Origin of the sequence: Brevibacterium sp. UCMA 11754 (genome assembly GCF_021532275.1) — a bacterium.
Lineage (GTDB): Bacteria > Actinomycetota > Actinomycetes > Actinomycetales > Brevibacteriaceae > Brevibacterium.
The window spans coordinates 61147-74393 of the sequence record NZ_JACBOT010000012.1 but is presented as its reverse complement, the minus strand read 5'-3'; the positions used below and the strand labels follow the sequence as shown (position 1 = coordinate 74393).

Annotated in this window: 14 protein-coding genes; 7 read left to right on the top strand and 7 right to left on the bottom strand. The window is 63.4% G+C overall.

The annotated features are described in order from the left end of the window. Window positions 1-104: 104 nt before the first annotated feature. Window positions 105-1280, bottom strand: coding sequence for a DUF6636 domain-containing protein (locus HX613_RS07285; RefSeq protein WP_235344727.1), 1176 nt, complete (start codon window positions 1278-1280; stop codon window positions 105-107). 60 nt (window positions 1281-1340) lie between these two features. Between HX613_RS07285 and HX613_RS07280 the strand changes: the two genes are divergently transcribed. Next, the gene (locus HX613_RS07280; protein WP_235344726.1) at window positions 1341-2156 is read left to right on the top strand and encodes a L,D-transpeptidase family protein; all 816 of its coding nucleotides are present in this window, start codon (window positions 1341-1343) and stop codon (window positions 2154-2156) included. A gap of 10 nt (window positions 2157-2166) precedes the next feature. Further along, complete coding sequence (locus HX613_RS07275; RefSeq protein ID WP_235344725.1) at window positions 2167-2715, top strand: dihydrofolate reductase family protein; 549 nt, start codon at window positions 2167-2169, stop codon at window positions 2713-2715. A 37-nt stretch (window positions 2716-2752) separates the two neighbouring features. On the opposite strand, the gene HX613_RS07270 is transcribed toward HX613_RS07275, so the two are convergent. Next, complete coding sequence (locus HX613_RS07270) at window positions 2753-3421, bottom strand: NAD(P)-dependent oxidoreductase (RefSeq protein ID WP_235344724.1); 669 nt, start codon at window positions 3419-3421, stop codon at window positions 2753-2755. Window positions 3422-3539: 118 nt separating this feature from the next. Between HX613_RS07270 and HX613_RS07265 the strand changes: the two genes are divergently transcribed. Further along, window positions 3540-4409 carry a DUF817 domain-containing protein gene (locus HX613_RS07265; RefSeq protein WP_235344723.1) on the top strand — a complete coding sequence of 290 codons (870 nt, stop codon included), beginning with the start codon at window positions 3540-3542 and terminating at the stop codon, window positions 4407-4409. A 26-nt stretch (window positions 4410-4435) separates the two neighbouring features. Next, a complete protein-coding gene (locus HX613_RS07260; protein WP_235344722.1) occupies window positions 4436-7090 on the top strand; it encodes a penicillin acylase family protein in 2655 nt (884 codons plus the stop codon). Window positions 7091-7106: 16 nt separating this feature from the next. Here the strand turns inward: HX613_RS07260 and HX613_RS07255 are convergent, their stop codons facing one another. Continuing rightward, window positions 7107-8306, bottom strand: coding sequence for an alpha/beta hydrolase (locus HX613_RS07255; RefSeq protein ID WP_235344721.1), 1200 nt, complete (start codon window positions 8304-8306; stop codon window positions 7107-7109). A gap of 183 nt (window positions 8307-8489) precedes the next feature. Between HX613_RS07255 and msrB the strand changes: the two genes are divergently transcribed. Continuing rightward, on the top strand, window positions 8490-8915 hold the full coding sequence (gene msrB, locus HX613_RS07250; RefSeq protein WP_198396365.1) for a peptide-methionine (R)-S-oxide reductase MsrB: 426 nt from the start codon (window positions 8490-8492) through the stop codon (window positions 8913-8915). Continuing rightward, window positions 8912-9439 (top strand): GNAT family N-acetyltransferase, encoded by a 528-nt coding sequence (locus tag HX613_RS07245; protein WP_235344720.1) that lies wholly within the window; start codon window positions 8912-8914, stop codon window positions 9437-9439. The genes msrB and HX613_RS07245 overlap by 4 nt, the downstream gene beginning before the upstream one ends. A 32-nt stretch (window positions 9440-9471) precedes the next feature. On the opposite strand, the gene HX613_RS07240 is transcribed toward HX613_RS07245, so the two are convergent. Beyond that, window positions 9472-9924 (bottom strand): MarR family winged helix-turn-helix transcriptional regulator, encoded by a 453-nt coding sequence (locus HX613_RS07240; protein WP_235344719.1) that lies wholly within the window; start codon window positions 9922-9924, stop codon window positions 9472-9474. Between the two features lie 124 nt (window positions 9925-10048). Here HX613_RS07240 and HX613_RS07235 point away from each other — a divergent pair, with 124 nt between their 5' ends. Further along, entirely contained in the window at window positions 10049-10261 is a 213-nt protein-coding gene (locus HX613_RS07235; RefSeq protein ID WP_143921870.1) for a hypothetical protein, read from the top strand. Between the two features lie 17 nt (window positions 10262-10278). Here the strand turns inward: HX613_RS07235 and HX613_RS07230 are convergent, their stop codons facing one another. The 3 genes from HX613_RS07230 to hemG are packed head-to-tail and all read right to left on the bottom strand — an operon-like array spanning window position 10279 to window position 13244. Beyond that, window positions 10279-11049: a class I SAM-dependent methyltransferase gene (locus HX613_RS07230; protein ID WP_235344718.1), complete on the bottom strand. Its 771-nt coding sequence runs from the start codon at window positions 11047-11049 to the stop codon at window positions 10279-10281. Window positions 11050-11093: 44 nt separating this feature from the next. Continuing rightward, window positions 11094-11804 (bottom strand): hydrogen peroxide-dependent heme synthase, encoded by a 711-nt coding sequence (gene hemQ / locus HX613_RS07225; protein ID WP_235344717.1) that lies wholly within the window; start codon window positions 11802-11804, stop codon window positions 11094-11096. A gap of 45 nt (window positions 11805-11849) precedes the next feature. Further along, window positions 11850-13244, bottom strand: coding sequence for a protoporphyrinogen oxidase (hemG, locus tag HX613_RS07220; RefSeq protein WP_235344716.1), 1395 nt, complete (start codon window positions 13242-13244; stop codon window positions 11850-11852). Between the last annotated feature and the right edge of the window lie 3 nt (window positions 13245-13247).

Below are 13247 nucleotides of genomic sequence, written 5' to 3'. Positions count from 1 at the left end.
TCCATCCCAAACCTGTCCAAATCCTAAGATTATGATCCCGATATCGCCGAGGTGGCCGGTGGTCGTGTGCCGCTCTTCAGTTCGCAGCACTCCCTGCCCGGCCCTTAGTCGAGGAAGTCGACCGAGGCACGCGCCATGTTGAAGCCGACACCGGTCTCATCGGACTTGCACGTCATACCTTCGCGGGTCGATGTGCAGGTCATCCCTTCGGCAGTGATCGATTCGCCGTAGCCGAGCACCCGAGCGGGGCCGGAATTTCCTGGGGCCTCTTGGCAGGAGAAGCCGGCACCTTCGTCATTGGCCACTATGACACCTCCCCAGTTGTCCAACTGGCAGTCATCGGGTTCTGCGGGAGGCGTGTAGTCGAAGGATGAGATGACGCACCGGGTGCGATCCGCATCGATGGTGCAGGCGATGTTGCCGGACGGAGATTTGAAAGACTCAGCAGCGACCGGCGGCTTCGAACTCGGATCGTCGGACTCGGAGCCTGCACCGTCTGAGGGTCCCTGCGAGGACGAGTCGGACGCGGCGTCGTCCTTGCCCTGCGTCGCGTCCCAGGCAATGTAGCCGACGATGCCGAGGGCGATCACCAGTGCGATCGCAGCCAGGGCCCAGAGCCAACCCGGAACCTTCTTCGTATCGGGTTCACGGCGGTAGGGTCCGCCGGGTCCTGCTGGCCCGCCAGGTCCGTATCCCCCGGGTCCACCGGGGCCATAACCGCCGCCGTTGGGACCGGCTGGTCCACCGGGTCCGGGACCACCGTGTCCTGCATAGGCGGCTGCAGCATGTGGGGCGTAGGGTGATGCGCCGTTGGGCACGTGCGACTCGTTTCCGGGGTACTCGGGGGGATGCGGTTGAGGAGCGGGCTGCCCGGGCGCACCGAAGTCGGCGCCCCAGGGTTCGGGATTCGGAGACTGTCCGCCCGAGGCACCCTGTGGATTCCACTGCTTCGGTGCGGAGGCGGCCTCCGCCTCGGCGATGTCCTCGGACCTCGCCTTCCTTGGTGTCGGGCCGCTGAGCGCGGATTCTTCATTCTCGGCTGCGGCGAGTTGGCGCAACTCGTCGAGGCTGAGCACCTCGGTGGCATCGGCTCCGTCGGAGGACACCATCGACCGGAGTCTGGCCAGCTCGTCTGCGCTGAGGGCTTGGGTCGAGCCATCTGCGGCCGGGGATTTGTCCTGGCCGATGAACAACTGCGTTGTGATCGAATCCGGAGACTCCTCCGCCGGTTTCCGACGCCCGGGGCGCGGAGGGTGGTTCGGCACAGGTGGAATGCTCATAAGCCCATTTTCGCATAGTCACTACCGCAGTGTTCTCAAGGTTCGTGAGATGATGGCCTCATGTTCAGTGGTGGAACCCGGGCCGGGACCAGCCTGACGATCGCTGTTCTGGCCCTGACGCTGTCGTCATGCGGGACGCCGACCGACAGTGACGACGATGATGGTGCGTCCGCTCATTCCGCGATGGTCGCGGCGCCCGCACAGCAGAATGACCTCGGGGATTTCGCCGCCCCCGCACAGATGACCCCACCCGGAGCAGCGACCGCAGAGACAACAGGTCCAGCCCACTCCGTTCAGGTTCCCGGACTGGGCCCGGAGACAGCCGCACAGATTCCCGCAGAGACCTCACAGGTCCTCGTTGCCAGCGGGTCGGATGCGAATTCCGATTCCGGGCAGCTGAGCTTCTACAGCATCGATGACGGGCAGTGGAAGAAGCGCAAGACCTTTGACATGCACAATGGGAAGAAGGGCTGGCTGGCCGATCGCCGGGAGGGCGATAAGACTTCACCGGTCGGAGTCTTCACTCTCAGCGATGCAGGCGGGTACAAGCAGGACCCGGGGACGGCGCTTCCCTACACCCAGGATGATCGGCTCCCCTCCTCGGCGACGGTGGCCTACGGTCCCGAGTACGAGCGGGTCTTCGACTACATCATCGCAATCGACTACAACCGCGTGCCGGGCACCCCACCCACCGACAGGACTCGTCCGCTGGGATGGGACAAGGGCGGCGGCATCTGGCTGCACCTCGACCACGATTCCGGGACGAACGGCTGTGTGACGCTCAAGGAGAAGGACCTCAAATGGATCCTTGGAACCATCGACCCCGATGCCCACCCGCGCATCGCCATGGGACCCGAGTCCCAGCTGCAGAAGTAGAGGCACCGGGATGCGAAAGCTCATCATCTCCCTCGTACAGACGATCAACGGAGCGTATGCCTTGGACGGCTGGTCGACAGGCGTGTCCACGAAGGCCGACTTCAACTACTTCATCTCCCTGCGCAGACAATCAGGTGCCATCATCATCGACCGCCGGACCGCGCTCAATCCCGCACTGCCGGTCATCAACGCACCGGGCAAAGCCCTCGAACACACCCCCGTACATGTCCTGACCGAATCGGACCCGGACGAACTGAGCAGGCAGCTCGCCGAGGCCGGCCTCGACTACCGAGCTCAGCACTTCACTCCCGACACTGCCGCGCAGGTGCTCGAAACCGTCGAATCCACGAGTGAGACTCTGGTGTGCGAGTCCGGGCCGAACCTGGCCTACCGGCTACTCGATGCCGTCCCGGGTGCCGAACTGCACCTGAGCCTGAGCCCGCTCTACTCCCGGGGCACCGGCAGCCACTTCTCCCAGCTCGAGGCCACCCTCAGCTTGCGAGTCATCGATGTGCGAACCGTCGATGATCAGGTCTTCATCCGCTATGCCAAGGCCTGAGTAGAAGCCAGAGCCCGAGCACAGGCCAAGACCTGGCCTAGACTCCCAGCCGAGTGCTGATCTCGTGCTCATCTGGTCGAGTCAGTACCGCGCTGACTGCTTCGGCGACCTTGGGAAGGCTGATCGTCTCCACTCCCCCGCGCAGATCGTTGCGGTCATCACCGCCGATGGGTGCCATGACCTTGAGCTCGCGATAGTCCACGGAGTCCGTCTCGGCCTCGGCCACCCTGATGAGCATCTCTTGTGCGGCGCCGAATACGCTGATCGCTCCAGATCCGACGCAGGCCTCGAGGCTGGCCACACCGTTGAGGGCCAGGTGCCGAACATGTGCACTTCCCGACTCTTCGGCGATCGCCGCCGATTCCTCGGCGAGCGCCTCCGATACGGCACAGGCCGCGAAATGACCACGCAGGTATGAGGAATAGTCCTCATCGAACGAGACGATCCCACGAGCGATCATCGCGTTATCCACGTACCACCCGCCGACCGCAGCGATGACCGCGTCGACCGGCGATGCGTCCAAGCGGCGGAGTTCGTCGATGACGGCCTGGGGTCGATCCACCCAATCGGGGACGATGACGGGTTCATAGGCAGTCGTGGCCTCCGGCTGTGAACGGACGATGCCGGTGATGCGGTGGTCAGCGGACAGGTGCTGGGCCAGGCCCGTGCCGACGTGGCCGGAGGCTCCGAAGATGAGGATGTGCATGCCCCGAGTCTATTTGCTGAATCGACCGCTGCTCCGATGGCTCGACCCGCGCCGAGGACCGCGGGGCCGGGCGCGATAGGGTTCTGTCACGACCGCTCCCCCTCAGTCGAAGGACCTCATGGCCGATCAGCATGAACTCACACGGCTCGAACAGCTCCTAGACCGATTCGCCAATCGGCATCTCTCACAGGTACCGGACGGGGTACGGGAGTTCCTCGTCTTCGGGATCAAACAGGCGTGGGCCTGCCTGTTCGGAGCTCTCATGCTGCTCGCGATCATTCTCACCGCTTGGTGGTACCCGGACGATGCGGGCCTGGCCCGCAATGACCTCCTCGTGATCCTGGCAGTCCTGATCCAGGCGGCGATGCTCCTTCTGCGCCTGGAGACCGGGCGCGAGCTCTGGGTCATCGTTCTGTTCCACATCGTCGGCACCGGAATGGAGATCTTCAAGACATCGATGGGCTCGTGGAACTATGCGGCCGGAGGCGTCCTCCACATCGCGGCTGTGCCCCTGTTCACGGGCTTCATGTACGGGGCGGTCGGCTCCTACATCGTGCGCGTCTATCGTCTCTTCGACCTGCGGTTCAGTCATTACCCGCCGAGGTGGATCACCGCGGTCATCGCCGCCGCGATCTACCTCAACTTCTTCACCCACCACTACATAGTCGATGTGCGTCTCTTCCTCGTCCTTGCTGTCGGGGTGGTGTTCTTCCGATGTCGGATGCACTTCCACGTGCACAAGCTGACTCTGCGCATGCCTGTGCTCTTTGCGTTCGTGCTGGTGGCGTTCTTCATCTGGATCGCTGAGAACATCGGCACCGTCACCGGCGCATGGCTCTACCCCTCCCAGATCGACGGATGGCAGATGGTGCCGATGACCAAACTGGTGGCGTGGTTCCTGCTGATGATGATCTCCGTCGTCCTCGTCACCTTCGTCTACCCTCCCAAACCGCCTGATAAGGCCAGGTCTACTGATATTCTGAGCTGAAACTCAGACTCGGTCGAAGGAGACACATGGCAGACGCGGATTCAGAGGATTCCAGTGCTCTGGTCGAAGCGGTCCGACCGCCGTCCGGCGCGCATCGCTTGGTGAGCGCGAAGGTCCTCATCCGCATCCTCGCGGCCGTCCTCGTTCTGCTGCTCATCCTCACCCTGCTCGGTGTCTTTCTCGTCCAACGGTCCTATCCCACGACGGACGGCGACATCTCACTGTCGGGCCTGAACGCCGAGGTCAGCGTCACCCGCGATGACTCGGGCGTCCCGACCATTGAGGCCAGCAACTCCCACGACCTCTTCATGGCCCAGGGCTTCGTCCACGCCCAGGATCGATTCTGGGAGATGGACTTCCGCAGGCATGTCACCTCGGGCCGGCTCTCGGAACTCTTCGGCGAGTCACAGTTCGGCACCGACAAGTTCATTCGCACACTGGGCTGGAGAAAGGTCGCCGAGGCGGAGGTAGCGGAACTCGATGACAAGACACGCGCGTACTACGAGGCCTATGCCGAGGGCGTGAACGCCTACCTGCGCGACAAGTCCCCCACCGAGGTGTCCCTCGAGTACGGCATCGTCGGTCTGCAGGCCGGTGGGGTCGAGATCGAGGAATGGACTCCGGTCGACAGTGTTTCCTGGCTCAAGGCCATGGCCTGGGACCTGCGCTCGAATGTCGAGGACGAAATCGACCGAGCAATCAGCCAGACCGCGCTCGATGATGAGCAGATGGCCGATATCTATCCCGAATACCCCTATGACACCCGCCCGACGATCGTCGGCGGCAATGCCGGTGCCAAAGCACGTGACGAAGACGAAGCACGTGACGAAGACGAAGCACGTGCCGGGGGCGAGGTGACTGCTGTGAACACACAGCAATCGGGACACGGCGGAGGGACCGAGACTCCCAGCAACCTCGGTGAGCTCAAGGAGCACCTGAAGTCGCTGCCGGTGCTCCTGGGAGTCAACAGTCGTGACATCGGGTCGAACTCGTGGGTGGTCTCCGGTGAGCACACCTCCAGCGGGGCCCCGCTGCTGGCCAATGATCCGCACCTGGCTCCCGCTATGCCCTCCGTGTGGCATCAGATCGGACTGCGCTGCACCGAGATCACGCCCGAATGCCCCTTCGACGTGTCCGGGTTCTCCTTCTCCGGGCTGCCCGGGGTCATCATCGGCCACAACCAGAGCATCGCCTGGGGGCTGACGAACCTGGGGCCCGACGTCGCCGACCTCGTGGTCGAGAAGGTCCGCGACGGCGAAGTCGTCCGTGATTCCGGGGACGAAACCGTGACCACACGCAAGGAGACCGTGAAGATAGCGAAACAGGAACCTCGCGAGATCACGATCCGCTCAACGAGCAACGGCCCTCTCATCTCGGACCTCGATGGAACCTATCGCAATGTGCTCGATGCCTCGACCGGGGCGAACACCGAAGACACGAAATCAGGTCCCGCCGACGAGCACTACCAGTTGGCGCTGCAGTGGACAGCCCTGGAACCGGGCAGCACAGCCTCGGCGATCTTCGGGCTCAATGCAGCGACGAACTGGACCGAATTCCGGCGGGCCGCCTCTCTCTTCGACGTCCCCTCCCAGAACCTCATCTACGCGGATACCAAAGGCAACATCGGCTATCAGGCGCCGGGGAGGATCCCCAAACGCGGCGAGGGCGACGGCATGCTCCCACGGCACGGTTGGAAGACCGACGAAGATTGGCAGGGATACCTCGACTTCGAGGATCTGCCGAGTCTGTACAACCCCGAACGTGGCTGGATCGTGACGGCGAACAATCCTGTCACCCCTCCAGGAGAGTCGGTCCAGTTGAGCAATGACTTCAACGATGGTGACCGGGCGCGGCGGATCACGAAGCTGCTGCAGGACACGATCGCCCAGGGGGACGTCACGATGGGCGACATGTCTCGCATTCAGGGTGATGACCTCAATCCCCTTGCACTGACCCTGATCCCGCTGCTGGAAGAGATCGATGCCGGCGAGGGCACCGACATCGCCGAAGCGCAGGAACTGCTCGCGGACTGGAACGGCCACGATGATGCCAACAGTGCCGCCGCAGCCTACTTCAACGTCCTCTCGAAGACGATCCTCGACGAAGTGTTCGCTCCGAAGCTGCCCGATGCGGTGCCTCCGGCCGGCGGATCACGTTGGTACCTCATCATCAAGAACCAGTTGGAGGATCCCGACTCCGAGTGGTGGGCCGACGACGAGGTCGAGAATCGAGACGAAGCGCTGGCTCGAGCCATGGATTCTGCATGGAAGACGACCGAAGATCTGCTCGGCTCCGAACCTGTGACCTGGCGGTGGGGCATCCTGCACAGGCTGACCACCCGCAACGCCAGCCTCGGCGAATCAGGGATCAAACCCATTGAGCGGCTGTTCAATCGAGGCCCCTACGAAGTCTCGGGCGGGTCCGGAGAAGTCAATGCCACGGGCTGGGACGCCTCGGTGGGCTTCGAGACGAACTGGGTGCCCTCGATGCGACAGATCGTCGACCTCAAGGACTTCAACCACTCCCAGTGGATCAACCTCACGGGGGCTTCGGGCCACGCCTTCCACCCGCACTATGCAGATCAGACCGAGGACTGGGCGTCCGGCGCAACCCGGCCCTGGCCGTACACACCCGATGCGCTGGACCGGCACACCGAGGATTCGCTGGTACTTCGCCCCTGACCGAGGAGCGAGACACTCAGGTCTTGGGCAGGATCTTCGCTTCGAGGAAGTTCGCCACATCGTCTTCCCAGCGGACTGGGTCGATGTTCCATTCCTTGGTGTGGCGGGCCTTATCGTAGACGGGCATCGTCACGAGGTCACGACGCACTGACGCCAGCGCGTGGGACGGCGAAGACGGCACGAATTCGTCGTCGTCTGAGTGGATGAGCAGCACCGGAACGTCGAGTTCCGCAGCCCGTGTCACCCAGTCCAGCCTGCCGAGGTCCAAAGGCGTCTGCAGTCCGGTGATCGGTCGCGCCCACGGTTGGGTGATCATCTCCAGCGTGAGTTTGGCGATGGGCGTCGGAAGCATATTGCGCCGAGCCTGGCCGTCGAGGACATTCACCCAGTCGACGACGGGACCGTCGAGGACGAGAGCCTTCACGTACCGTCTGTTTCGACCACGGGAGGCGGCCTGCAGGGCGATGGCCCCACCCATCGACCAGCCGAAGAGGACAACGTCGCGGGCGCCCTGTGACACAGCGAAGTCGATCGCGGCGTCCACATCGATCCATTCGGTGTCGCCGAGGCCGTAGCGGGAGGTCGTCTCGACCCTGACCTCGGCGTCGCTGCGGTAGGACATGGCGATCGCCGGGACGCCCAGCGTATTGAGGATTGGGGCGGCTCGCAGGCCCTCGGCTCGGGTGCTGGCGCGGCCGTGGACGAGGATCGCCCAGGTGTCATGAGGTTCGGGATGGTCAGTGGGCAGCAGCCAGGCAGGCAGTCTTCCCGCGTCGGATTCGATCTCGATGTCCTCGGCGTTGACTCCTGCAGCCAAGGGCTCCGGGTACACGATGCCCGTCCAACGACCGTGAGAGGCACGCTTGATGTCTCCGCGGGTGACCGAGAGGATCTCTCGAGAGACGGTTCTCGACCGCGGGTCATACTCGACGATGTCACCGATCACGGCATGGCCGGCGCCCTGGTTGAAGTAGAGGCCATAGGTGCCTCGCACCGTCGTCTCTTCATCGGCGGGCAGATGGATGCGCATATTGGGCGGGAATCCGTCGATGTGGAGAACCTCGAGTTCTTCCGGCGCGTTTTCGGGAACCACGATCTTTCGCGCGAAATAGACGGCCAGCCCCGAGGACGCCACCGAGATCACGGCGCCGATCCCAGCACCGACACCCACCGAAGCCAGAAGCAGGCGAGTCGGGAATTTAGTGTCGCGAACCATGAATACCTCCTGACTTCATTGTCACCCAAGGAATGAGAAGTCTCCAAACGCTGTTGTGCAGGTGAGAGGGCTCTCAGAGCCAGCTCGCTGCTCCATCAGCCATCGCCGGAGACGGACTCCTGCGTGTCCGGCAGCGGTGGGACAATGGACTCCAACAGATATCGACAAGCACCGGAGGTCGCGATGAGTCAGTCGCCGAACGTCAACACAGAAGACAATCCCGAGGAGATCCGCTGGCAGGACGTACTCACTCCTGATGAATTCGCGGTGCTGCGCGAAGGCGGCACGGAGCGTCCGTTCACCGGCGAATACGTCGACACGACCAGCGTCGGAATGTACCAGTGCCGTGCCTGTGGAGCAGACCTGTTCCCCTCCGATACCAAGTTCTCCTCGCACTGCGGCTGGCCCTCGTTCTACGCTCCCCTGGCCGAGGATCGGGTCCGCTACCTCCGCGATTCGTCAATGGGCATGGAGCGCGTCGAGGTCCGGTGCGCGAACTGCGATTCGCACATGGGCCACCTCTTCGAGGGAGAAGGCTACGACACCCCCACCGATCTGCGGTACTGCCTGAACTCGATCTCTCTGCGACTCGTCGACGGTCAGGAATGAGCGAAGAATCACCGCTCGTCATCAAGTCCTTCGACGAGCTGACGGTCACTGAGCTCTACGGGATCGTCCAGCTGCGGTCCCAGGTCTTCGTCGTCGAGCAGAACTGCATCTTCCTCGATCAGGACGGAGTCGACACGCTGCCGCAGACCCTGCACGCCTTCTACCCCGATGATGCCAGGACCATGCAGGACAGCCACGGCGCCGAGGTGGGGCGCAGTCTTGCTCCCAGGGCCTACGCCCGTATCCTCCCGCCCGATCTTCCCGACGGCCCGGCCTTTGAGCCGGGAGCCCGCAGCATCAGTCGGGTCGTGACGAACCCGCACGTGCGCGGCCAAGGCTGGAGTCGGCGGCTGATCGGCGAGCTCGTTGCCGGCCACAGTCACCGACTGCTGACACTCAACGCCCAATCTCACCTCGAGGGGTTCTACATGAGCTTCGGATTCGGCCCGAATGGTCCGCGGTTCCTCGAGGACGGGATTGAGCACACCCCGATGTCACGCCCGGCGGATGCCTCGTCCGCCTAAAGGGTTCCGAGCGCCCGGGGTCCCGCGGCGGCTCAATCGGCGGCGTGAGAGGCGTCGGCTGCGGCGATGATCTTCGTCATAGTGGAGTGAAGTTCGCGTAGCTGTGTTTCATCCATATCGAGTTTAGTCATCATCTGCCCAGGAATCGTCTCAGCCGTCGCCCGCAGCCTCGCACCCGTGTCAGTCAATGAGACTTCGACGACTCTTTCGTCGTGGCTGCTGCGTCGCTTCTCCACGTAGTCCAGTGCTTCGAGGCGTTTGATCAGCGGCGACACCGTCGCAGCCTCGAGGCGGAGCAGCTCGGCGATCCTCCTCACAGGCAGCGTTTCATGCTGCCACAGAGCCAACATGACCAGGTACTGCGGATGGGTCAGATGAATCGGTTCCAGCACCGAACGATAGGCGGAGATCACTCCGCGCGAGGCGACGGCCAGGGCAAAGCAGACCTGACTCTCCAGAGCCAGAGGATCGTGGGTGGTCGACATCGCTTCTCATCCTTCCGGGGAGGCACATCATTTAGTTAGTGCACTAATGGTTAGTGTACAATGAATTCATCAGCTTCGCTTCAAGAGTGCCGCAGCTCGGCCTTTAGACTTCGAATGGACTCTCATGTCAGACTCACACGATCCCCAGCGACGCGTTGCGTGGCTCAATCGCTTCTTCCGCAAGATCGTCGGGCCTGCACAAGTCGACAATTCCCGTCCCGGCGGCTACTACGAGGACGAGCACCTGCGACATGAACGGCTCGACGCGATGGGGCTGGAGATGCGCACAGACGCCAATGGACACTCGTACGTGGTGGAGAAGAAGCAGCCTGAGTGAACAGTCCTTCGCTCTGATCAGTCTTCTGCTGTGATCAGGACCAGGGATCCTTCGAAGTGCGAAGCGGTCCGCAAGCCGCCATGCGCAATGTCCCAGCTGCCGTCGTTGAGACTGTGTTCCAAGCTCCTCACCGAACGCAGGGCCGAATCCTCTGACACGAAACTCCACGCGGAGTTCGCCTTCCGCGCTCCAGGGTCAAGAAACATCTCCGGCCTCCCGAAATAGGCCTCGGCAAAGCCGTCGACGCAGCCGAAGGGAATCGGCAGGCTTTCGACCTCGACCGCACCCCCAAGACACGCTGTGATGCGTTCGAGGCTCGGATAACGTCGCGCTTCGGTCCCGATCACCTCTGGAGCGAAGTCTCTGAGCCAGAATCGTTCCACTCGCTCCGGATCACAGGTCATGATGACCACGGGGCCGCGAGTGACCCGCCGCATCTCGCGCAGACCAGCGTCGAGATTCTGCCATTGATGGATCGAGAATGTCGACAAGGCCGCGTCAAAGGCATCGTCGGCAAACGGCAATGACTCCGCACTGGCGTCGACGACCGGTGCCTGATCAATTGTCCGCTGTGCCCGCATCGCGGCCGAAGGTTCCACCGCGATGACCTCGCGATCATCGGGTTCGTAGGATCCGGCGCCGGCGCCGACGTTGACTATGTTTCGGGCATCTCCGAGCGCAGTCTGGATTGCGCGAGCAAATTCCGGCTCCGGGCGCCTGAACTTCCGGTAGCCTGAACCGATCATCCCGTAGTCGGCGTCGCCGGCCGAGCCATCTGCAGTCATCATGACCACAGGCTACGTGAGCGTCACTTCGAAACGGCCGGTGAGAATCAGCGCCAGTCGCTGATGATATCGACGAGTTCACGGAGCGGTCCGGTGTAGAACGGAACCTCCTCGCGCACGTGAAGACGAGCCTCGGTGTTGCGAAGGTCGCGCATCAGGTCGACGATGCGGTGCAGTTCCGGGGCCTCGAAGGCCAACAGCCATTCGTAGTCGCCGAGGGCGAAGGAGGCGATCGTGTTGGCTTTGATGTCCTTGTAGCCCGCGGCAGCCATACCATGATCGCGCAGCATCGTGGAGCGCTCTGCGGGATCGAGGAGATACCAGTCGTAGGACCGAACGAAGGGGTAGACGCAGATGTACTTGCCCGGTTCGTCATCGGTCAGCAGCGCCGGCAGATGTGCCTTGTTGAATTCGGCCGGGCGGTGCAGGCCCACGACCGACCAGACCGGTTCGAGGATCCCTCCCAGCATGCTGCGACGCACTGCCGAATAGGCAGCCTGAACGAGTTCGATGGTCGGCGCATGCCACCAGAACATCACATCTGCATCCGCGCGCAGAGCAGAGACATCGTAGATTCCGCGGACGACGAGGCCCTGATCCTGCAATGGGGCGAGAGCTTCGTGGACCTCGTCGGCGAGTTCGGCACGGTCGGCATCGCCGAGTTCGCCCGCCGAGGCGAAGACAGAGTACGCGATATAGCGCGTCTCATTGTTCGCCTGTTCGATCTGCTCGTCCGTGGGCTTCGAGTATTCACTCATTCCTGCTCCTTCTGCTGTGTGTCAGTCTTCTGTGTGCGTCAGTTCTTAAAAGGTGATTCTCCGGGCAACCGTCTCGGCCCGGTCGATGCAGGCGGGGATGCCCACACCGAAGTATGCCGAACCTGCCAGTTCGAGGCCGGCGATTCCGGCGATCTCCTCGTCGATTCTCGCCACCGTCTCGGCATGGCCCGGCAGATACTGCGGCAGAGCATGTTGCCACCGGTGGGCCTCGGCCGCGATGAGCCGATCTGAGCGGCGATCGGCGATGGACTGCCAGTCCGCGAAGGCGCGCGCGACGAGCTCATCATCCCCGCAATCCTGCCAGCCTCCCGGCCCGTCCCCGTATCGCCCGATGCTCATCCGGATCAAGGCGGTGCCCTCGGGAATGCGCTCACGCATCCAGGGCCATTTGTTCGACACGAACGTCGAGGCCTTGATGAATGAGCTCTCTGTCGGTGGGACGAGGAATCCGGATCCTTCGAGTTCACGGTCTCCGACTTCGACGAGGGCCGGGATCAGAGCGGTCGAAGCGTAGGGCACGGATGCGAGCATCGAAGCGGACTCAGGGGCCACCTCGGCGAGGAGATCCTTCGTCACATGCGCCGGGGTGGCGAGGACGACGCCATCGCAATCGACGTCGAAGTCCTCGGTCGCCACCACCCATCGGTCCCCCTCGGCCTGAACGGACGTCACCTGCGCGCCGGAGTGGATGGTGCCGCCGAGTTCGCGGATGTGTTGCTCGAGCGCCGGGACAAGGCGGTTGATCCCGCCGACGAGGCTCATGAACACCGGATGCGGGCCCGCGGCCTCTGCGCCGGCTGCGGACTGTGCGTCACGCGCAGCGAACAGGCTCTGAACGAGGTCGAGCACGGAGGTCCCCTCGAGGGCTGCCGGCAGCAGAGCGGGCACCGTCGACGCCAGTGACAGGTCACGACACCGTCCCGCATACACTCCCCCGAGCAGCGGGTCGACGAGCGTATCGACGAGATCGGCGCCGAGGCGGTCCGTCAGGAAGTCCCCCAACGACACGTCCGAACCCTCGATCGGGTCCGTGATGACCTCGCGAGCGACTCGGTCACTGACGTCTTCGCCGAGGAGGTCCCTGACCTCGGCGCCGTTGCCAGGCACTCCCATGACGGTGCGTTTGGGAATCGGGTGGAGACGTCCCTTCGACAGCACGCGGGAGCTGTGTGCCGTCGAGGGGAATTCGACGTCCAATCCGAGTTCCGCGGCGAGGTCCTTCGTCTCCGGGCGCCGGTACAGGCTGGCTTCGGCTCCGGTGTCGAGGCCCACCGACACTGCACCGGCCAAGGTCGTCGAGTGCAGACACCCGCCGAGGCGCGCGTCGGCCTCGAGGAGGGTGATCTGATGGTCGGGTGCCAGACGATAGGCGGTGACGAGCCCGGAGATGCCTCCTCCGACGATCGTGATGTGGCTCATCGT

Coding starts and splice junctions, on each gene's coding strand:
- msrB (WP_198396365.1), top strand. CDS start 8,490: ATGAGTCAGTCGCCGAACGTCAACACAGAAGACAATCCCGAGGAGATC.
- HX613_RS07275 (WP_235344725.1), top strand. CDS start 2,167: ATGCGAAAGCTCATCATCTCCCTCGTACAGACGATCAACGGAGCGTAT.
- HX613_RS07245 (WP_235344720.1), top strand. CDS start 8,912: ATGAGCGAAGAATCACCGCTCGTCATCAAGTCCTTCGACGAGCTGACG.
- HX613_RS07270 (WP_235344724.1), bottom strand. CDS start 3,421: ATGCACATCCTCATCTTCGGAGCCTCCGGCCACGTCGGCACGGGCCTG.
- HX613_RS07240 (WP_235344719.1), bottom strand. CDS start 9,924: ATGTCGACCACCCACGATCCTCTGGCTCTGGAGAGTCAGGTCTGCTTT.
- HX613_RS07260 (WP_235344722.1), top strand. CDS start 4,436: ATGGCAGACGCGGATTCAGAGGATTCCAGTGCTCTGGTCGAAGCGGTC.
- HX613_RS07285 (WP_235344727.1), bottom strand. CDS start 1,280: ATGAGCATTCCACCTGTGCCGAACCACCCTCCGCGCCCCGGGCGTCGG.
- hemG (WP_235344716.1), bottom strand. CDS start 13,244: ATGAGCCACATCACGATCGTCGGAGGAGGCATCTCCGGGCTCGTCACC.
- HX613_RS07230 (WP_235344718.1), bottom strand. CDS start 11,049: ATGATGACTGCAGATGGCTCGGCCGGCGACGCCGACTACGGGATGATC.
- HX613_RS07280 (WP_235344726.1), top strand. CDS start 1,341: ATGTTCAGTGGTGGAACCCGGGCCGGGACCAGCCTGACGATCGCTGTT.
- HX613_RS07235 (WP_143921870.1), top strand. CDS start 10,049: ATGTCAGACTCACACGATCCCCAGCGACGCGTTGCGTGGCTCAATCGC.
- HX613_RS07255 (WP_235344721.1), bottom strand. CDS start 8,306: ATGGTTCGCGACACTAAATTCCCGACTCGCCTGCTTCTGGCTTCGGTG.
- HX613_RS07265 (WP_235344723.1), top strand. CDS start 3,540: ATGGCCGATCAGCATGAACTCACACGGCTCGAACAGCTCCTAGACCGA.
- hemQ (WP_235344717.1), bottom strand. CDS start 11,804: ATGAGTGAATACTCGAAGCCCACGGACGAGCAGATCGAACAGGCGAAC.